This window comes from Streptomyces sp. RKND-216, from assembly GCF_004795255.1.
Classification (GTDB): domain Bacteria; phylum Actinomycetota; class Actinomycetes; order Streptomycetales; family Streptomycetaceae; genus Streptomyces; species Streptomyces hazeniae.
Genome location: NZ_SSBQ01000002.1, coordinates 4983771 through 5002877, shown reverse-complemented (window position 1 = coordinate 5002877; position 19107 = coordinate 4983771). Strand labels below are relative to the sequence as shown.

Sequence of the window (19107 nt, the reverse complement as noted above, 5' to 3'; positions counted from 1 at the left end):
CCCGCGCCGGGGGCGGCAACCGGTACAGGCCGATCGTGCGCGCGGGACCGCACCACCGTGCCGGGACGTTCGGGCGACCTGGGATCATCGTCGGACCGACCGTCCCGGAGGGTGAACAGCGTGCAGCAGATCGGAACGTACGTCCTGGAGCGCGAACTCGGACGGGGTGCTCTGGGCACCGTCCACCTCGCGCGGACGGCTGCGGGGAGGGCGGTCGCCGTCAAGGTGCTGCACTCCGGGGCGGCGCGGGACGAGGCGGCCGACGACCGGCTGCGCGCGGCCGTCGGGGCGGCGCGGGGCGTCGGCGGGTTCCACACCGCGCCGGTGCTGGACGCGGACACGGACGCCGACACCCCGTGGTTCGCCACCCCCTACGTGCCCGGTCCGTCGCTGGCCGAACTCCTCGCCTCCGGGGGCGCCCTCGGGGAGGACGAGGTGCGCCGCCTGGGCACCGGCGTCGCGGACGCCCTCCGGTCGGTGCACGCGCGCGGCCTCGCGCACGGCGGTCTCAAGGCCAGCGACGTGCTGATGGCCGACGACGGCCCGTGCGTGAGGGACTTCGGGCTGCGGCCGGCCCCCGGTGGCGACGACGCCGCGGCGGCCGCGGACGACGTGCGGGCGCTCGGCGGCCTGCTGCTCGCGGCCTGCGGCGGTGACACGTCGCGGGTGCCGGCGGCGCTGGGCGCAGCGGTCCAGGCGTGCCTGGACGACGAGCCGGCTCGCCGCCCTGCCCCGGAGGCGCTGATCGCGGCTCTCGCGCCGGAGACGCAGACGCAGGCGGGGGAACCCGCGCCGGTCGCGCCGGTCGCCGCCCGGCGGCCCGCGGGAGCCCCTCCGGTACCCGCGCAGGCGCCCGCCCCGCCGCCGATGCCGCCTGTCGCCCCGGCACCGGGCCCCGGCTGGTACGCGCCGCCGCCCGCCCAGGCCGGTCGCCCGGAGCACCCGGCGCAGATGCCGCCGCCGGGCCCGGGCGGCTTCGGCCCGGCGGCCCCGATGGCGCCTCCCGGGCAGCCCGGCCACCCTGCGCAGCCGCGTCCGGGCGCGCCGGGGATGCCCGGCGGGGAGGCCGGGGAGCCGGAGTTCCTCGCCATGGACCGCAAGAACGACATCGTCGCCGACGCCCACGGCGTCTCGTTCACCGCGCACGGCCGGAGCACCCACCTCGCCTGGCAGCACATCCGATTCGCCCAGCACCGGCGCGACCCGCAGGGCTCCAGCCACGTCCTCACCCTCGTCCTCCACCTCACGAACGGCGCGCAGACAGTGAGCCGAGTGAGCACCCGCAACACGTGGGAGCTGGAGCAGTGGGCGGCCCAGCTCGACGTCGTCCTCTCCCGCTTCCTCCCCAGACGGTGAGTGAGCGGCGCAATGTCGTGCACATCGGGCTTCCGGTGTGCACGTCTGGTCGCGGTCACAGCAGTTGAGAGGCGGAGGGGTTCGACGGATGGCTGACGACAGCCGGGAGGGAACAGCAGATCGCCGGCTTCTTCGAGGGCCTCGACCTTGTCGAGCCCGGCGTCGTCCCCGTCACCGCATGGCGGCCGGACCCCGAGGCGGAGTCCCCGGCCGCCGTCGACGCCTACGGCGGCCTGGCCCGCAAGCCGTAGGCCGCACAGGCCTGTTCCGCCCTCGGGCCGGGGGAAAACGGGTCAGCACATGGGGCCTCGGGTGGCGGCCGTGGCACGGAGGAGGTCGCGGACGAGGGGCCAGTCGATGTGGTCGGGGGTGCGGAAGCGGAGGCAGCCCTTGCCCATGTCGTGGGCGGCCAGGCGGTCGGCGAACGCGTCGGTGACGTCGCCGCGGACGACGTAGAGGGACAGGTACCGCTTCTGGCTCGCGAAGGCGAACTCGGCCGTGTCGCCCCGCTGGTAGCAGGGCATGCCGTGGGCCATCGTCTCGGTGAAGCCGGTCAGCTCGCTGCGGCACAGGTCCCGCAGGCGCTGCAGGGCCGCACCGCGTTCCGCGGGGGCTTCGGCGAGGTAGGTGTCGACGTCGGGCGCGCTGCTCTGGGCCATGACCGGGAGTGTAGGAGCCCGCACCGACAACGGCCCCCGCCCGCGCAGGGTCGTCACCGGGCCGGTGACGACCCTGCGGAGACGGGCGTCGGTAGGCTGGCGGGGTGGATGAAGAGCGACGTTCCGGACGGCGGGTGCCGGCGAACCGGCCGTACCTGCTGGGTGAGCTGAACCGGACGGTGCCGGGCGTGGACGACCGGGTACGGGCGCTGGGCGGGGAAGCCGGTCCGGCGGAGTACGAGGACGTGGCCGACCGGTTGTGGAACGTGTTCCTGGTCGCGCGGGAGCTGGAGCCCACCCGCTCCCGTACGGGGTGCGACGTGCACCCCGACGGTCCCGTGGATCCGCTGGCCCCGGAGGGCTGGACACGCTGCCTGCTGTGCAACCGGAACCGGCGCATCGGCGACCCGTCGGTCCCCGGCGTGGAGACCGGCCGCGCGCTCGGTCAGCGGTACCCGGCACCGGCCCCGCCGTTCACGCGGGAGGCGCTGGGCGAGGCGATGCGGCGGGTCTGCGAACTTCTGCTCGACCTCGGACACGGCTCTCCCGACGAGGACTTCGCCCGGCTCGCGCAGGCGGTCCACCGGGCGTTCGTCACGGCCCGCGAGCTGTCCCGGCCGCGGGGGACTTCGGGGTGCGCACGGCACCCAGGTGCGCCGCTGGATCCCACGGCGGAGGAGACAGGCGTCACGGCCTGCCTGTTCTGCCGCGGCGAGGAGACGCGGCACACCCGGCAGGGCCCGCCGGTCCCCCGGGCGCGGCGGACACGTCCACGCCGCCGCATCGGGCATCGCGTCACGCCGCCGCCCCCGGGAGACCGTCCGGACGGGCCGTCTGGCACCAGCCGTTGACGGGGCCGTTCACACCGGTCCACAGGTAGGCGTCGCTCACCCAGGTGCCGTCCGAGAGGCGGTTCCACAGGCTCGTCGTGCCGTAACGCCCGGTGTGCGACGTGCCGTCGGCCGAGCAGGCGATGTCCACCGTGGCGCCGTCGGCGACGGTTCCGGCCAGCCCGTGGCCGGTGCCCGGGCCGGTGCGCTTGTTGAGGTGGGTGCCGCCGAAGGTGTCGATGACGCCCTGCGTGAAGCCGAGGGCGCCGTGGTGGTGGAGGGCGACTCCGGGACCGACCTGACGGCTGCCGATCAGGGCGTGGCCCTGGTAGGCGCCGCCGCCGTTGAAGAACACCCACCTGCCCAGGGCGTGGCCGGCCACGCCGACGTAGTCGCCGTTCTGGCGGAGCGCGAAGTGCACGTGGCGACCGGTGGCGGAGCCGCCGCAGGTGACGTCCGTGCCGGTGTCGCCGAGGTAGGTGCCGGTGTTCACGGGGGCGCCGTCGGCGTCGATGTGGTTCCACAGGTGGTAGTAGTCGGTGGCGTAGCCGCGGTCGTGGACGACGCGGATCCAGCCGCGGCACATCGTGTAGGCGGTGCCCTGGCGGGCTGCGCGCACGGCCTCGTCGCCGCCGGCGAAGTCGAGGGAGCTCCACGGGGCTGCGGCGCCGGACCAGCCGTGTGGTCCGCTGGTCATGTACGTGGAGCGGCCGGCGGTCGTGGGCAGGGCCATGCCGGTACGGAAGTCGCCCCCGGCGGCGTACGTCCCCCACCCGTCCGCTGCTCCGCGAGCCTCTGCCCGGCGGGCCAGCGCGGCGAAGGCCCGCTCGCCCTCGAGGGCGGCGGTCCACCGTCCGTCGTCGCGTTCGGCGAGGAACAGCCAGCCCTGGGGCAGGGGTGCGGAGCCGGGTTCGGTCGCGAGGACCGCGGTGCCCATGGCCCAGTCGCCGGACCTCCGGGTGACCTGGACGCGGGGCGCGCCGGACGGGCCGCGCGGGGCCTGTCCGGCGCGCTCGCCGGGGAGGGGCGGACGGCTCAGCAGCCGCCGCAGTTGTAGAAGGTGACGTCCCAGTGGTTGCTCTCGCGGGCGTAGATGTTGCCCGAGGCGGCCTCGTACAGCGCCGCTCCGTCACCGCGGTCGCCGATGTAGGTGAAGGTGCCGGTGATGTAGCCGTTGACGCAGCTGGTGGGGCGGAAGTCGAGCTTGTAGCCGTTCCAGTGGCTGTAGGTGCCGCCGGCGTGGCCGGTCTCCGTGCCGCCGGTGATGTGGAGGGCGCATCCGCTGGCGCTCTTGAGCGTCTGGGCGCCCTGCACGGTGGCCAGGTTGATCTGGGAGAACGAGGTGCAGGTGGGGGTGTTGCGGTCCGAACAGCCGCCGGTGGACGACCAGGTGATCCCGGAGGAGCTGAAGCGGGATGCGGCGTCGGAGTGCGAGAGCTTGGTGGCGGCGAGGGTGGGCGCGGCCGGTGCGGGGGCGGCCGTCGCGGTGGTGGGAGCCGCGGTCTCGGCGGCGGTGGCGAGGCCGACGCCCGGGGCGGCGACCAGGGCGCAGGCGAGGGCGACGGCGCCCAGGCCGGAGCGGAGGCGAGACACGCTCATGGGGGGTTCCTCCAGCGAAGTGAACGTCGCGCGCACGTTGTCGTGCACACGTCGTGTCTGATGATGCCCGAGATCTACGCGCGTGCAAGGCCCCGGCGAGGCACATCCCTGCGGAAACCACCGTCGAGCGGCCGATTGTGGTGCCCCGCACCATGTCGCCGCGGTGCCGGCCTCCGTACGGTGTCCGGCGCCCTGACGATCCGACAGCCGGAGGCCGCCGTGCCGCCCACACCCACCAGACCGCCCCGACCGGGCCGCCCCCGGCGCGCCCCGTGGTCCCGACGCGGAGGCGCCGCGGACCGGCGCCGCCGCGGCACGTACACCGCACCGCTGGCGGCCGCGGCCGGCCTGCTGCTGTGCGGCGGCCTCCTCTCCCCCGCCGCCGCATCCCCCGCCGGGTCCGAGGGGCGCGGGGGCGGCCACTGCGACCGCCTGCACCGCGTCCACGTCCCCGGTGCCGCACACCAGCAGGCCGCCTGCCTGGCCGAGTTGACTACGGCCGGGACCGTGGAGTCGGGCCACACCGTGCCCGCGGACTGGGCGGGGCTGACGGCGTCGGGCACGGACGCGCCGACCGGCGTCCCCGGCATCCAGATCGACGGCTACTTCCCGGACTCCTCGAGCGGCAACACCCACCACGGCTGGGACCACGACGCGCAGTTCGTGATCCGCCTCCCCGACGACTGGAACGGCGGGCTGGTCGTCACGGGCGCGCCGGGGGTCCGCGCGCAGTACGCGAACGACCGGGCCATCGCCGACCACGTGCTGTCGCGCGGCTACGCATTCGCCTCCACGGACAAGGGGAACGTCGGCGGCACGTTCTACCGGGACGGCCGCCGCCCCGGCGACGCCGTGGCCGAGTGGAACCACCGCGTCACCCAGCTGACCCGCGCAGCCCGCGCGGCCGTCGTCCAGCGCTACCACCGGCCGCCGGAGCGCACGCTCGCCGCCGGGCTGTCCAACGGCGGCTACCTGGTGCGCTGGCAGCTGGAGAACCGGCCGTGGCTCTACGACGGCGGCGTGGACTGGGAGGGCACACTCTGGCGCGCCGACGGCCGCGACCGGACGGAGACCGGACGGGGACCGAACCTGTTCACCTTCCTGCCGCCCGCGCTGCGCGCCTACCCCGACTACGCGGCCGGCGGCGAAGGGGCCGACGAGGCACACGCCCGCATGGTGGACGCCGGGTTCCCGGCCGGGTCGGAGTTCCTCTGGCCGTATCACCACGACTTCTACTGGGACATCACCCAACGCATCTACCGGGAGGAGTTCGACCCCGCGTACGACGGCGACCGCGAGGCCGGCACGCCGTTCTGCCCGCCCGGCTCCGGCCCCGGCTGCGACACCGACTACGCGTACGCGGACCGCCCGCACCACGTGCACCGCGCGGTGGAGCGGATCGGGCTGACCGGCCGGATCGGACGGCCGCTGATCACCTTCCACGGCACGCTGGACGTGCTGCTGCCGATCAGCCGGTCCTCCGACGTCTACGCCCGCATGGTGCACGAGGCCGGCCGCGGGGACCTGCTGCGGTACTACCGCGTCGAGGACGGCACCCACGTCGACGGCCTGTTCGACACCTACCCGGAGCGGCTCCGGCCGCTGGAGCCCTGCTTCCGCTCCTCGTTCGCCGCGCTGGACGGCTGGCTCGACGGGCACTCCCGGCCCCCGCGCAGCCGTACCATCGAGCGGCCCGCCGGCGCGGACCGCGACGAGCTGACGGCCTCCTGCCGACTGGACGCCGCCGACTGACCATCCTCCGGCGAACCCTGGCTGCGGCCCCCGGCCGCAGCCCGTCGTGCCCCGGAGCGGGCCCGCCCACCCCGGCGGGCCCGCTCCGGCACGTCACCCCTCGAAGTGCAGTGTGGGTGACCACCACATATACGGGCGTCACTGTGGTGACCCCACCTGTAGGCGTGGCCGCCGCGCGTCCCTACCGTTCACGCCATGACAAGCCGATTCGACGCGGGCGCCACCGCGCCCCCCGCCGCCGACCTCTCCGGCCGCACCGCCATGGTGACCGGCGGCGGCAGCGGCATCGGGCGGGCCGTCGCCCGCGCGCTGGCGGCAGCCGGGGCGGACGTGCACGTCGTGGACGTGGACGCCGAGGCCGCCAAGGCGGTCGCGGAGGACACCGGCGGCCGGCCGCACGCCGTGGACCTGGCCGACGCCGGGGCGCTGGAACAGCTCCCGTCCGAGGTCGACGTCCTGGTGAACAACGCCGGCCTCCAGCACGTCGCCCCGCTGGAGGCGTTCCCCCCGGAACGTTTCGCGCAGATCCAGAAGGTGATGGTCACCGCGCCCTTCCTGCTGCTGCGCCGCACCCTGCCGCACATGTACGCGCAGGGGTGGGGGCGGGTGGTGAACGTCTCGAGCGTGCACGGCCTGCGCGCCAGCCCGTACAAGGCCGCCTACGTCGCCGCGAAGCACGCTCTGGAAGGGCTGAGCAAGGTCACCGCCCTGGAGGGTGCGGCGCACGGCGTGACCAGCAACTGCGTCAATCCGGGCTACGTGCGCACCCCGCTCGTCGAGGGCCAGATAGCGGACCAGGCGGAGGCGCACGGCATCCCCGAGGAGAAGGTGGTGCGCGAGGTGATGCTGGAACGCTCGGCGATCAAGCGGCTGATCGAGCCGGAGGAGGTCGCGGGCATCGCGGTGTGGCTCTGCGGCCCGCACACCGGCTACCTCACCGGTGCCTCACTCCCCGTCGACGGCGGCTGGACCGCCCACTGACGACACCGTCGCGACCGCCGATCCTCCCGGTCCCCCATCCCGTCCCCGCACCCGCTCCACCGTCCCCGTTCAGCTCCACCCAGCGAAGAGTGGTGAACCTCCCATGGCAGCAACCCCGCAGCCGGACGTCAGAGACAAGACCCGCATCGGCCGCGTCATCAGCGCGAGCATCATCGGCACCACCATCGAGTGGTACGACTTCTTCCTCTACGGCCTGGCCGCCGCGCTCGTCTTCGACAAGCTGTTCTTCCCGGAGAACGAGCCACTGGTCGGCACACTGCTGGCGTTCGCGACGTTCGCCATCGGCTTCGCGGCCCGCCCAATCGGCGGTCTGGTCTTCGGGCACTACGGCGACAAGATCGGCCGCAAGAAGCTGCTGGTCGTCAGCCTGCTGCTGATGGGCGGCTCGACCTTCGCAATGGGCCTGCTGCCGACGCACGCGACCGTGGGCGCGCTGGCGCCGGCGCTGCTGGTCCTGCTGCGCCTGGTCCAGGGCTTCGCCCTGGGCGGCGAGTGGGGCGGCGCCGTGCTGATGGTGTCCGAGCACGGCGGGCCGGAACGGCGCGGGTTCTGGGCCTCCTGGCCGCAGTCCGGCGCGCCCGGCGGCAACCTCCTCGCCACCGGCGTTCTGGCAGTGCTCGCCGCCGTGCAGACAGACGAGGCGTTCCTCGCCTGGGGCTGGCGCATCCCGTTCCTGCTGTCCGGCGTGCTGGTCGTCGTCGGCCTGTGGATTCGGCTGGTGGTCAGCGAATCGCCGGTCTTCCTGGAGGCGCAGCGCAAGGCTGCGGAGATCAAGAAGGAGACCGGCGGCGACGAGCAGGCCCCGGTCGTGGAGGTCTTCCGGTCCAGCTGGCGCGAGGTCCTCACCGCGATCGGCGCCCGGTTCGGTGAGAACATCTCGTACTACATCATCACCTCGTTCCTGGTGGTGTACATCACCACCCAGCTCGGCCTGGACAAGTCGACGGCGCTCAACGCGGTGCTGATCGCCTCCGCCGTCCACTTCGTCACCATCCCCCTGTGGGGGGCGCTGTCCGACCGGATCGGCAGGCGCCCGGTGATCGCGATCGGCGGCCTGGGCATGGCGGTGTGGGCGTTCCTGTTCTTCCCCGTGCTCGACACCGAGTCCTTCGCGGCCATCACGGTCGCGGTGACGATCGGTCTGCTGTTCCACGGCGCGATGTACGGCCCCCAGGCCGCGTACATCTCCGAGATGTTCGACACCAAGGTGCGCTACACAGGCGCCTCGATGGGCGCGCAGGTCGCCTCGATCATCGCGGGTTCCATCGCTCCGCTCATCGCGGTCGCCCTGCTCGACGCGTTCGGCTCCTCGGTGCCGGTCTCCCTCTACCTCGCCTTCGCCTCGGTGGTCACCGCGGCGGTGGTCCTCGCGAGCCGGGAGACCCGTGGCCGGGACCTCACCAAGGACCTGCGCACCACCGGCGTCCGGGACGACTCGGGAGAGGTGAAGGCCACCGCCGGGTCCGCCTCCGTGTCCGGCTGACACATCGTGCGGGCACACCCGCCCCTCCGCGCCCCTCTCCGGCACTCCCGGGAGGGGCGCGGTCACCTCGACAGCCCGCTGGAAAGCACCCCGTATGCTCCCCACCGTGACAGCCTCCGGCTCCCCCCGAACCCAGGACGCCCTGCGCACGCTGCTCGACCTGCTCGCCGCCGACGCCCCCGCCGAGGACTTCGCCCGCCCGGCCGCCCAGGCACGTGCCGACGGCGCCTCGGCCGCCGAACTCGCCGAGGTGGACGAGGCGACCCGGGTGGCGCTGCGCATCCGCCGGACCCTGAGCCAGCACCGGGTGAGAGAGGCGGAACTGACCGCCCTCTTCGACACCGCCAGCGACCTCGCCGCGCTGCGCGACCTCGACGCGGTGCTGCGGGCCATCGTGCACCGCGCCAAGCTGCTGCTCGGCACCGACATCACCTACCTGTCGCTGAACGACGAAACGGCCGGCGACACGTACATGCGGGTGACCGACGGCTCGGTCGCCGCCTCCTTCCAGCAGGTCCGGCTGGGGATGGGCGAAGGGCTGGGCGGACTCGTCGCCCAGTCGGCACGGCCGTACGCCACCGACGACTACCAGGCCGACAACCGCTTCCACCACACCGACACCATCGACGGCGCGGTCCTCGACGAGGGGTTGCGGGCCATCCTCGGCGTGCCGCTGCGGCTGGGCTCCCGCGTGATCGGCGTGCTCTACGCCGCGGACCGTACGCCGCGGCGCTTCGCGCGCGAGGAGGTGGCGCTGCTCTCCTCGCTCGCCGACCATGCGGCGATCGCCATCGACAGCGCGCGGCTGCTGGAGGAGACCCGCACGGCGCTGGGCGACCTGGGCGCGGCGAACGACACCATCCGCGCGCACAACCAGGCCATGCACCGCACCGAGGAGGCCCACGACCATCTCACCGACCTGGTGCTGCGCGGCGCCGACGCCACGGAGGTGGCGGCCGGGATCGCCGCCCTGCTGGACGGCGGCATCCTCATCCACGACGCGGACGGCACCGAACTGGCCCGCACCGGGACGGCGCCCCTGACGCCGCCGGTCGACGGGGTGGCCGCCTCCCGCACCAGTGGGCGGGCCGTCCCCGTCGAGGCCGCGGCCGGTACCTGGGTGTGCGCGGTGCTCGCCGGCCCGGAGCTGCTGGGCAGCATCGCCCTCACCGGCCGGCCGGACCTGCCGGACACCGACCGGCTGCTGTTCGAACGCGCCGGGATCGTCACCGCACTGCTCCTGCTGCTGCGCCGCTCGGCCGCGGAGACCGAGGACCGGGTGCGGGCGGAACTGCTGTACGACCTGCTGACCGCGACCGGGGACGGCGGAGCACTGGCCGCACGCGCCCGCCGGGTCGGCGTCCATCTGTCACGGCCGCACGCCGTGCTCGTGGCGCACGGCGAGGCGGCGACCCGGCAGCGGCTGCTGTCGGCGGCGGCGCAGAGCGCCCGCACCCGGGGCGGGCTGGCGGGCATCCACCACGACCACGTGGTGCTCGCCGTGCCGTCGAAGGCCCCCGGCCGGTGCGCCCAGGAGATGGCGGCGGAAATGGGCAAGGCGCTCGGTTCGCCGGTCACCGTGGGCGCGGCGGGCGCGGCCGCGGAGCCGGGCACCGGCGACGGAACCGGCTCGCTGCCCACGGCGCACGAGGAGGCGCAGCGGTGCCTGTCCGCGCTGCTGGCACTCGGCCACACCGGGAACGGCGCCGCCCTTCCGGACCTGGGGTTCCTCGGCGTGCTGCTCGGCGACCAGGCCGACCTGGCCGGATACGTGCGGAACACGCTGGGGCCGGTGCTGGACTACGACGCGCGGCGCGGCACCGAACTGGTGCGCACGCTGGACGCGTACTTCGTGCACGGTGCCAGCCTGACCCGCACCAAGACGGCGCTGCACATCCACGTCAACACGGTGGTGCAGCGGCTGGAGCGCATCGGACGGCTGCTGGGCAAGGACTGGAACGCCCCCGCCCGGTCACTGGAGATCCAGCTGGCACTGCGACTGCACCACCTGGCCCAGGATCTCTGAGGCCGGGCCGGGCCCGGGGCGCCTGACCGGCCGCCGCCGTGTCCCGCCCGTCCCACGCCGTCCCACGCCGTCCCGCAGATGTCCTGGGGTGTCCGGATGCGGCCCGCGCACGCCGGTGTCACCGTGGAGCCATGAAGATCACGGAGCCGGTGCTGGGCGCTCCCTGCTGGGCCGAGCTGGGCACACCCGACGTCGCGGATGCCGGACGGTTCTACGGCGGGCTGTTCGGCTGGACTCCGGAGGAGGACGCCAGTCCGGAGGCCGGCGGCTACACGATGATGCTGCTGGACGACGACCCGGTCGCGGCCGCGACTCCGCTGTACCAGACCGACCAGCCGGTGGCCTGGACGATGGCGGTGTCGGTCGCCGACGCCGACGTGGTCGCGGAGCGGGTGCGGGAGACCGGCGGCGCCGTGCTGATGGAGCCCATGGACGTGTTCGACCTGGGCCGGTTCGCGGTGGTCGCCGACCCCGGAGGGGCGGTCTTCACCCTCTGGCAGGCCGGACTGTTCCGGGGCGCGGCGCGCCTGGACGAACGCGGGACGCTGTGCTGGGTGGAACTCGCCACCCGCGACACGGTCGCGGCCCGCGCCTTCTACACCACGGCACTCGGCTGGACCGCGGCCGGCGGTGACGCCGCCGACGGTGACGCGGAAGGGAGCGACGGCGGCGGTCCGTACGGCGGTTACACCCAATGGGGCATCGGCGGCCGGGACTTCGGCGGCATGGTGCGCATGACCGACGACCGCTTTCCGCCCGGCGTGCCCCCGCACTGGCTGCTCTACTTCGCGGTCGACGACGTGGACGCCTCGGTCGCCCACGCCCTGGAACTGGGCGGGGGCACCACCTTCCCCGCCGTGGACGTCCCCGGGACGGGCCGGGTCGCCGGACTGACCGACCCGCAAGGCGGGGCGTTCGCGCTGTACACCCCGGAGAGCTACCGCTCGGCCGGGCGCGCGGCCAGCCGGGGCCTGACGGCGGACGGCTCCTGAGCACTGGCGGCTCCTGACGGCGGACCGCGTTCCCGAGGAACGACGCACGCACGGCGTGGCGGCGCCCGTTGCCGCATGGCGGACCGCTGACGGGGCACCCGAGGGCGGCGGCCTCGCAGGCAGCGAGCCCGGTACCACCAGGGGCGGGAGGAGTTCTGGATGGGAGCGCCACACGACCACGACGGCACGGGTCCCGGCGGTGGAGAGCCGAGCGGGACCCCCGGCGGGTACGGCACCGTCACCACCGCCGTGCCGGCCCGGCTGGACCGGCTGCCGTGGTCACGGTGGCACTGGATGATCGTGATCGGCCTCGGCACCGTCTGGATCCTGGACGGTTTCGAGGTCACCATCGTCGGCAGCATGGCCGCCCGGCTCGCCGAGGACGGCAGCGGCCTGGACATCTCCGCCGCGCAGGTCACCGGCATCGCCGCCGCCCTCTACGTCGCGGGCGCCTGCTCGGGCGCGTTGTTCTTCGGCTGGCTGACGGACCGGCACGGGCGCAAGAAGCTGTTCATGATCACCCTGGGCGTGTACCTGGCGGCCACCGCACTGACCGCGCTGTCCTTCGAGTCGTGGTGGTTCTTCCTCTTCCGCTTCCTGACCGGCTTCGGCATCGGCGGCGAGTACGCGGCCATCAACTCCGCGATCGACGAGCTGATCCCGTCGTTCTACCGCGGCCGCGTCGACCTGATCATCAACGGCAGCTTCTGGCTGGGCGCCATCGGCGGCTCCCTGCTGTCCATCGTCCTGCTCGACACGGACGTCTTCGCCCAGGACCTGGGCTGGCGGCTGGCGTTCGGCTTCGGCGTGGTGCTCGGCCTGGTGATCCTGCTGGTACGGCGCAACGTGCCGGAGAGCCCCCGGTGGCAGTTCATCCACGGACGCGGCCAGCAGGCCGAGGGCCTGGTCTCCGGCGTGGAGGACGAGATCCGCCGGGACACCGGGAGGGAACTCCCGCCGCCTGCCGGGGAGATCACCATCCACCAGCGCAAGTCGATCGGATTCGGCCTCATCGCGAAGACCGTCTTCGGCAGGTACCGGCGCCGCGCCATCCTCGGGCTGTCCCTGTTCATCGGGCAGGCGTTCCTCTACAACGCCATCACCTTCGGTTTCGGCTCCATCCTCGCCACCTTCTTCGACGTGCCGTCCGGCAACGTGGGCTACTTCTTCGCGGCGATCGCCGCCGGCAACTTCCTGGGCCCGCTGCTCCTGGGCAAGCTCTTCGACACCGTCGGCCGCCGCGTCATGATCTCCGGCACCTACCTGCTGTCCGGTGTGCTGCTGTTCGGCACGGCCTACCTGTTCGACAACGGCCACCTCAGTGCGAACACGCTGACCGCCTGCTGGGCCGTGGTGCTGTTCTTCGCCTCCGCGGGCGCCAGCAGCGCCTACCTGACGGTCTCCGAGGTCTTCCCGATGGAGACCCGCGCGATGTCCATCGCGTTCTTCTACGCCATCGGCACGGCGGCCGGCGGTATCAGCGGGCCGCTGATCTTCTCCAAGCTCACCGAGTCGGGCGTGGTCGGCGAAACGACGCTGGCCTTCCAGATCGGCGCCGGACTCATGTGCGCCGCGGGCCTGGTCGCGGCGGCGCTCGCGGTCCCGGCGGAGCGCCGCTCGCTGGAGGACATCGCCACCCCGCTGTCCACCGCAAACCGCGCGGACGCCTGATCCGCACGTCGCGGGCGCGGACCCCCCTCTTCCCACCCGTCCGGTCGGACCGGAACCGGCGGACGGGGGGGAGCGGGGCGCCGGGGTGGTGAAGGGTGCCAGGAAGGGCGGGCGGAACGACGTCACGACGGCTCGCCGAACGTACCGTACTCGGGAACGCCGGCCGGCCGGTAGACGCTGACGACCACACCGGTGCCGGTGGTGTCGCTCCGCACCAGCCGCAGCGCGGCAGGCACCGCGCCCTCGGGGAACAGGCGGCGGCCCGTGCCCAGCACCACCGGGTACGTCAGCAGCCGGTACTCGTCGATCAGGTCGTGCCGCATCAGGGTGTGCGCCAGGCCGCCGCTGCCGTGCACCTGGAGCTCCCGGCCGGGCTGCCGCTTCAGTTCGGCCACGCGGCCGGGCAGGTCCTCCGCGACGACCGTGGTGCCGGCCCAGTCGGCGCGGTCCAGGGTGCGGGAGGCCACGTACTTCGGCAGCCGGTTCAGCGGCCCGGCGATCGGGTCGTCGGGTTCGGTGGCCCGCGGCCAGTAGGCGGCGAAGATCTCGTAGGTGCGGCGGCCGAGGAGGAAGGCGTCCGCCTCGGCGAACCAGGTGGTCACGGCCTTCCCCATGTCGTCGTCGGCGTAGGGGACCAGCCATCCGCCCTGCTCGAAACCGCCGCTGCGGTCCTCGTCGGGCCCGCCGGGGGCCTGCATGACGCCGTCCAGGCTCACGAAGGTGGTCAGGGTCAGTCGCATCGGTGTGCTCCTCCCGTCTCGCGGACCCGCCGGGGGGAGAGCCCTCACCGAGTACGACGGCTGCCGCGCCCGGAACTCATCGCTCCGGGCGCCGGCGGCGACGGGAGAGCAGCTGGTCCCGCCGGCGTCAGTAGACGGCGAGACCGTAGGTGCTGAGCACCTCGCGCACGGGCAGGTGGTACGCGCTGCCGCCGGCGGCGCAGTTCGAGCTGCCGAGGACGAGGCCGAGCGCCACCGTGCCGTGGAAACCGGGCGCGCCCGCGTCGCCGGGCTCCGCACAGTCGGTGGCCCGGAAGGCGCCGTACACGATGCCGTCCGGGAACTGGATCGTGACGTTCACGGCCTGCACCACGCCGCAGCGCAGGCCGCTGGTGCGGCCGGCGTGGCACATGTTCTGCCCCACGCGCGGGGCGGCGGAGCCGGTGATGTCGATGTGGTCGCCGCCGACGGTGATCTCGCCGGGGAAGGACACCTCGGGATTGGTGTACCGGATCAGCGCGGCCGTGCCGGGCCCGGGGAGACCTCCGTCCGCGGTGCCCACCTCGATCGTGCGGGCCACGTCGGCGTACGAGGTCGAGGCGCCCTCGGCGCAGGCGCCGAGCACGATGCCGTAGCGGGTGCCGCTCGACGAGCGGGCATTGAACCCGACCTGGCACGCGCCGCCGTGATCGCCGTACACCGTGTCACCGCCCCGCACGGCGTACTGCTGGCCGGCGTTCCGCTCCTGCGCGGCGCTCGGCCCGGCCGACAGGGCCAGTGCGCCCAAGGCGGCCAGCAGCGCCGTCACGATCCGTCCGCGTCGTCTTCCGCTTCTCATCCGCGCCTCCACTCGATGCCGGTCACCCGAGCATTGTGGAGGGCGGGGCGGCATCCGCCCAGAGCACCGGCAGGCCGAACCCGCCCTGCTGGAAAGGGACTTGCCCGGCAGGCGGCGCTACGACCGCCGGTCGGCGGCTCGCCGCAGGTCGTCCCAGAGGCGGCAGACGCGGGGCTCCAGCTCCTGAAGCGGCCCGTCGTTGTCGAGGACGACGTCGGCGACGGCGAGCCTGTCCTCTCGCGTGGCCTGAGCGGCCATCCGGGCGCGGGCGTCGGACTCCGGCATGCCGCGCAGCCGGACGAGCCGGTCCAGCTGCGTCTCCGGCGACGCGTCCACGACCACCACCGTGTCGTAGAGCGGGGCCAGTCCGTTCTCGGCCAGCAGCGGCACGTCGTGCACGACGACTGCGTCGTCCCCGGCCTCGGCCTCCAGTTCGGCGGAACGCGCGGCGACGAGCGGGTGGACGATGGCGTTGAGCGCAGCGCGCCGTCCGGCGTCGGCGAAGACGAGGGCGCCGAGCTTCGGACGATCCAGCGTGCCGTCCGCGGCCAGCACGTCCCGGCCGAACTCGGCGACCACGGCGTCGAGTCCGGGGGTGCCGGGCTCCACGACCTCCCGCGCGATGCGGTCCGCGTCGACGAGCACCGCTCCGTAGGACCGCAGCAGCCGCGACACCTCGCTCTTGCCCGCCCCGATCCCGCCGGTCAGTCCCACCTTCAGCATGCGGGCCAGGCTATACGGCGCGCGGCGCCAGCTCCGCCGTCAGGTCTCCCACGGTGACCCGGTCGAGGCCGAAGTCGTCCGCCGGACCGGGGAAGAGCCGGTATGCCGTGCCGACCGCGTCCTCGGGCAGGACGGGCACGTCCGCGTGCATCAGGGCGCAGAACAGGCGAGCGCCGGGTGCCACCGCCAGGGCGGGCGCCTGCCGTGCGGCAACGGCGTCGGGGGCCCACCGCCCCCGGACCCCGTCGGCGAAGGCGTGCACCGTCTCCCCGGGCCCGGCGCCCGGTAGACGTGGTGCGCCGTCCCGTCCCGCACCACCACCTCACCGCCGTCCCGGAGGCGGGCGGCGGCCCGCCAGCAGGCCGGGTCCCCCAGGGTGACCCGGGAGCCGTCGCCCCGGCGCTCCGGGTGCCTCCGGCGCGTCCCGCGCGGCGTGCGAGGCGCGGGGGGACGAAGAGTGGGTGCGCTTGTCTCCTTACCGATTCGAGGGAGAAGGAAGCACACCGCGGAGCCGTCCCCGCGCAGGTTCCGACCATGCCCGTGGGAGCCACCGGGCCCGCATCCGGTTTTCGTACGCGGGTCAGGCCTCGCCGGGGCCGGGGTCGTCGTGCCTGCCGGGTCCGCCGCTCGCGTCGTGCTCGGCGAGGAAACGTTCGAAGACCTCGCCGAGCTCGTCGGCGGAGGGGAGGTCGGAGGGCTCGGCGACCAGGTTGCCGCGCGTCTCGGCGCCGGCGACCGCATCGTACTGCTGCTCCAGGCCGCGCACCACGGACACGAGTTCCTCGTCGCCCTCGGCGAGCTGGCGCTCGATCTCGTTCTGCGTGCTGAGCGCGTCACCGCGCAGAGCGTGCGCGAGGTCGGGCAGGACCAGGCCCGTCGCGGAGGTGAGGGCCTCGACCACGACCAGCGCGGCGTCCGGGTAGGGCGAGCGGGCGATGTAGTGCGGCACGTGCGCGGCGACACCGAGCACGTCGTGGCCCGCCTCGCCCAGCCGGTACTCCAGCAGGGCGGCGGCGCTGCCGGGGACCTGCGCCTCCTCGAAGAACGGCTCCGGGCGGGCCGGGACCAGGTCGGTGCGGTTTCCGTGCGGGGTGAGGCCGACTGGCCGGGTGTGCGGCACTCCCATCGGGATGCCGTGAAAGGTGACGGCGAGGCGTACCCCGACCCGGGCGACGATCTCGCGCACGGCCTCGGTGAAGGTCTCCCACAGCACGTCCGGTTCGGGGCCGGACAGCAGCAGGAACGGCGCACCGGTGCCGTCCCGGAGCAGCTTCAGTTCCAGGGTGGGCCTCTCGTACGCGACCCACCTGTCGCGCCGGAAGGTCATCGCCGGGCGGCGCGAGCGGTAGTCGGTGAGGCGGTCGGCGTCGAAGCGGGCCACGGTGAGGGGCTGCTGGTCGTCCAGCAGCCGCTCGGTGATCTGGCCGCCGGTGTCGCCGGCATCGATGAAGCCCTCGAAGTGGTAGAGGAGGACGAGCCCGGAAGTGTCCCCGCCGCCGATGATCTCGTCCACGGCGCGGAGGCCGTCCGGCTCCCACTCGTACAGGCCCTTGGGTTCCAGCACGCTCAGCTCCTTGTCGACTACGTCCGTGCCAACGCGTGGCGGCGCGTGGTCATTCCCGTGAGGGCCGGACCTCGGGGCGGCCGAAAGCGGCGTGGCCCGCACCTCCCGGGGAGGTGCGGGCCACGCCGTGCGACGTGCGCGTCAGCGGCGCGCGATCAGCTCTGGCCGCCGGCCAGCTTCTCGCGGAGCGCCGCCAGGGCCTCGTCCGAGGCGAGGGCGCCGGCGTCGTCGGTCGACTCCGAGGAGTACGAACCGCCGCCGCCCTGGCCACCGCCCTGCGGGGCGGGGGCGCCGCCGGCAGCGGCCTCGGCCGCGGCCTGCTCGTCCGCCTCGCGGGACTTGATGACCTGCGCCTGGTGCTGCTCGAAGCGGGTCTGGGCCTGGGCGTACTGGCCCTCCCACTCCTCGCGCTGCTTCTCGTACCCCTCGAGCCAGTCGTTGGCCTCGGGGTCGAAGCCCTCGGGGTAGATGTAGTTGCCCTGGTCGTCGTAGGACGCGGCCATGCCGTACAGGGTCGGGTCGAACTCGACCGCGGTCGGGTCGCCGCCGAAGGTTTCGTTGGCCTGCTTCAGCGAGAGGCTGATGCGACGGCGCTCGAGGTCGATGTCGATGACCTTGACGAAGATCTCGTCGTTGACCTGGACGACCTGCTCCGGGATCTCGACGTGGCGCTCGGCCAGCTCCGAGATGTGGACCAGGCCCTCGATGCCCTCGTCGACCCGGACGAACGCACCGAACGGCACCAGCTTGGTGACCTTGCCGGGCACGACCTGGCCGATCTGGTGCGTGCGGGCGAACTGCTGCCACGGGTCTTCCTGAGTCGCCTTGAGCGACAGGGACACGCGCTCGCGGTCCATGTCGACGTCCAGGACCTCGACCGTGACCTCCTGACCGACCTCGACGACCTCGGAGGGGTGGTCGATGTGCTTCCAGGACAGCTCGGAGACGTGGACCAGACCGTCGACGCCGCCGAGGTCCACGAAGGCGCCGAAGTTGACGATCGAGGAGACGACGCCGGAGCGCACCTGGCCCTTCTGGAGGGTGGTGAGGAAGGTCTGGCGGACCTCGCTCTGGGTCTGCTCCAGCCAGGCGCGACGGGACAGGACCACGTTGTTGCGGTTCTTGTCCAGCTCGATGATCTTGGCCTCGAGCTCCTTGCCGACGTACGGCTGGAGGTCGCGGACGCGGCGCATCTCGACCAGGGAGGCGGGAAGGAAGCCGCGCAGGCCGATGTCGAGGATGAGACCACCCTTGACGACCTCGATGACGGTACCGGTGACGATGCCGTCCTCTTCCTTGATCTTCTCGATGGTGCCCCAGGCACGCTCGTACTGGGCGCGCTTCTTCGAGAGGATCAGTCGGCCTTCCTTGTCCTCCTTCTGGAGGACGAGGGCCTCGATCTCGTCGCCGACGGCGACGACCTCGTTCGGGTCGACGTCGTGCTTGATCGACAGCTCGCGCGAGGGGATGACGCCCTCGGTCTTGTAGCCGATGTCGAGCAGGACCTCGTCCCGGTCGACCTTCACGATGACGCCGTCGACGATGTCGCCGTCGTTGAAGTACTTGATCGTCTCGTCGATCGCGGCGAGGAAGGCTTCCTCGGAACCGATGTCGTTAACCGCAACCTGCGGGGTGGTCACGGTGGCTTCGGTGCTGCTCGTCATGTGGAAAAGGGCTCCGGTACGGACAGTGAGTCGTAGGTACTGCTACGCCGAGAGCCCGTATCGCACCGCATGCAAGCCAGCCGGACAGCCAATGAAGGACCTATGTACCGAGGGGACATACAACAGATGCGAGCGCGACCTGCTCCGTCTGAGGTCCGCAGGCCCGCAGCGCAACTTGTAGCATACGGGCGCCGCCGGGCATGGTCAATGCGCGAACGAGTACACCCGG

The 19107-nt window shown here is 73.4% G+C and carries 18 protein-coding genes; 9 read left to right on the top strand and 9 right to left on the bottom strand.

What is annotated here, in order from left to right:
• Positions 1–120 precede the first annotated feature (120 nt).
• Positions 121–1356: a protein kinase gene (locus E4198_RS21920; protein ID WP_136184667.1), complete on the top strand. Its 1236-nt coding sequence runs from the start codon at positions 121–123 to the stop codon at positions 1354–1356.
• Between the two features lie 92 nt (positions 1357–1448).
• Positions 1449–1607 carry an SAM-dependent methyltransferase gene (locus E4198_RS21915; protein ID WP_136185545.1) on the top strand — a complete coding sequence of 53 codons (159 nt, stop codon included), beginning with the start codon at positions 1449–1451 and terminating at the stop codon, positions 1605–1607.
• Positions 1608–1649: 42 nt separating this feature from the next.
• On the opposite strand, the gene E4198_RS21910 is transcribed toward E4198_RS21915, so the two are convergent.
• Positions 1650–2015: a DUF1801 domain-containing protein gene (locus tag E4198_RS21910; RefSeq protein WP_136184666.1), complete on the bottom strand. Its 366-nt coding sequence runs from the start codon at positions 2013–2015 to the stop codon at positions 1650–1652.
• Positions 2016–2119: 104 nt separating this feature from the next.
• Here E4198_RS21910 and E4198_RS21905 point away from each other — a divergent pair, with 104 nt between their 5' ends.
• Positions 2120–2866 (top strand): hypothetical protein, encoded by a 747-nt coding sequence (locus E4198_RS21905; RefSeq protein WP_136184665.1) that lies wholly within the window; start codon positions 2120–2122, stop codon positions 2864–2866.
• On the opposite strand, the gene E4198_RS21900 is transcribed toward E4198_RS21905, so the two are convergent.
• Together E4198_RS21900 and E4198_RS21895 are read right to left on the bottom strand one after the other, a co-directional pair.
• Positions 2811–3782 (bottom strand): peptidoglycan DD-metalloendopeptidase family protein, encoded by a 972-nt coding sequence (locus tag E4198_RS21900; protein ID WP_136184664.1) that lies wholly within the window; start codon positions 3780–3782, stop codon positions 2811–2813. The genes E4198_RS21905 and E4198_RS21900 overlap by 56 nt on opposite strands.
• Before the next feature lie 98 nt (positions 3783–3880).
• Positions 3881–4444, bottom strand: coding sequence for a hypothetical protein (locus tag E4198_RS21895; protein WP_136184663.1), 564 nt, complete (start codon positions 4442–4444; stop codon positions 3881–3883).
• Between the two features lie 330 nt (positions 4445–4774).
• On the opposite strand from E4198_RS21895, the gene E4198_RS21890 reads away from it, so the two are divergent.
• From E4198_RS21890 to E4198_RS21865, 6 genes are all read left to right on the top strand, one after another.
• Positions 4775–6196 carry a tannase/feruloyl esterase family alpha/beta hydrolase gene (locus E4198_RS21890; RefSeq protein ID WP_247597970.1) on the top strand — a complete coding sequence of 474 codons (1422 nt, stop codon included), beginning with the start codon at positions 4775–4777 and terminating at the stop codon, positions 6194–6196.
• Positions 6197–6391: 195 nt separating this feature from the next.
• The gene (locus E4198_RS21885) at positions 6392–7177 is read left to right on the top strand and encodes a 3-hydroxybutyrate dehydrogenase (protein WP_136184662.1); all 786 of its coding nucleotides are present in this window, start codon (positions 6392–6394) and stop codon (positions 7175–7177) included.
• 103 nt (positions 7178–7280) lie between these two features.
• Positions 7281–8681, top strand: coding sequence for an MFS transporter (locus E4198_RS21880; protein ID WP_136184661.1), 1401 nt, complete (start codon positions 7281–7283; stop codon positions 8679–8681).
• Positions 8682–8775: 94 nt separating this feature from the next.
• Positions 8776–10707, top strand: a complete 1932-nt coding sequence (locus E4198_RS21875) for a GAF domain-containing protein (protein WP_136184660.1) — start codon at positions 8776–8778, stop codon at positions 10705–10707.
• A gap of 131 nt (positions 10708–10838) precedes the next feature.
• Complete coding sequence (locus E4198_RS21870; RefSeq protein ID WP_136184659.1) at positions 10839–11699, top strand: VOC family protein; 861 nt, start codon at positions 10839–10841, stop codon at positions 11697–11699.
• 159 nt (positions 11700–11858) lie between these two features.
• Positions 11859–13370: an MFS transporter gene (locus E4198_RS21865; RefSeq protein WP_136184658.1), complete on the top strand. Its 1512-nt coding sequence runs from the start codon at positions 11859–11861 to the stop codon at positions 13368–13370.
• Between the two features lie 122 nt (positions 13371–13492).
• Here the strand turns inward: E4198_RS21865 and E4198_RS21860 are convergent, their stop codons facing one another.
• From E4198_RS21860 to rpsA, 6 genes are all read right to left on the bottom strand, one after another.
• Positions 13493–14110 carry a dihydrofolate reductase family protein gene (locus E4198_RS21860; RefSeq protein ID WP_136184657.1) on the bottom strand — a complete coding sequence of 206 codons (618 nt, stop codon included), beginning with the start codon at positions 14108–14110 and terminating at the stop codon, positions 13493–13495.
• A gap of 127 nt (positions 14111–14237) precedes the next feature.
• Positions 14238–14927: a S1 family peptidase gene (locus E4198_RS21855; protein ID WP_136184656.1), complete on the bottom strand. Its 690-nt coding sequence runs from the start codon at positions 14925–14927 to the stop codon at positions 14238–14240.
• Positions 14928–15044: 117 nt separating this feature from the next.
• A complete protein-coding gene (gene coaE / locus E4198_RS21850) occupies positions 15045–15650 on the bottom strand; it encodes a dephospho-CoA kinase (protein WP_136184655.1) in 606 nt (201 codons plus the stop codon).
• Positions 15651–15660: 10 nt separating this feature from the next.
• Positions 15661–15912: a hypothetical protein gene (locus E4198_RS21845; protein WP_136184654.1), complete on the bottom strand. Its 252-nt coding sequence runs from the start codon at positions 15910–15912 to the stop codon at positions 15661–15663.
• A gap of 318 nt (positions 15913–16230) precedes the next feature.
• Positions 16231–17214, bottom strand: coding sequence for a PAC2 family protein (locus tag E4198_RS21840; RefSeq protein WP_037789057.1), 984 nt, complete (start codon positions 17212–17214; stop codon positions 16231–16233).
• A gap of 155 nt (positions 17215–17369) precedes the next feature.
• Complete coding sequence (gene rpsA, locus E4198_RS21835; protein WP_136184653.1) at positions 17370–18878, bottom strand: 30S ribosomal protein S1; 1509 nt, start codon at positions 18876–18878, stop codon at positions 17370–17372.
• Between the last annotated feature and the right edge of the window lie 229 nt (positions 18879–19107).

Coding starts and splice junctions, on each gene's coding strand:
- E4198_RS21910 (WP_136184666.1), bottom strand. CDS start 2,015: ATGGCCCAGAGCAGCGCGCCCGACGTCGACACCTACCTCGCCGAAGCC.
- E4198_RS21900 (WP_136184664.1), bottom strand. CDS start 3,782: ATGGGCACCGCGGTCCTCGCGACCGAACCCGGCTCCGCACCCCTGCCC.
- E4198_RS21895 (WP_136184663.1), bottom strand. CDS start 4,444: ATGAGCGTGTCTCGCCTCCGCTCCGGCCTGGGCGCCGTCGCCCTCGCC.
- E4198_RS21885 (WP_136184662.1), top strand. CDS start 6,392: ATGACAAGCCGATTCGACGCGGGCGCCACCGCGCCCCCCGCCGCCGAC.
- E4198_RS21880 (WP_136184661.1), top strand. CDS start 7,281: ATGGCAGCAACCCCGCAGCCGGACGTCAGAGACAAGACCCGCATCGGC.
- E4198_RS21875 (WP_136184660.1), top strand. CDS start 8,776: ATGCTCCCCACCGTGACAGCCTCCGGCTCCCCCCGAACCCAGGACGCC.
- E4198_RS21870 (WP_136184659.1), top strand. CDS start 10,839: ATGAAGATCACGGAGCCGGTGCTGGGCGCTCCCTGCTGGGCCGAGCTG.
- E4198_RS21865 (WP_136184658.1), top strand. CDS start 11,859: ATGGGAGCGCCACACGACCACGACGGCACGGGTCCCGGCGGTGGAGAG.
- E4198_RS21860 (WP_136184657.1), bottom strand. CDS start 14,110: ATGCGACTGACCCTGACCACCTTCGTGAGCCTGGACGGCGTCATGCAG.
- E4198_RS21855 (WP_136184656.1), bottom strand. CDS start 14,927: ATGAGAAGCGGAAGACGACGCGGACGGATCGTGACGGCGCTGCTGGCC.
- coaE (WP_136184655.1), bottom strand. CDS start 15,650: ATGCTGAAGGTGGGACTGACCGGCGGGATCGGGGCGGGCAAGAGCGAG.
- rpsA (WP_136184653.1), bottom strand. CDS start 18,878: ATGACGAGCAGCACCGAAGCCACCGTGACCACCCCGCAGGTTGCGGTT.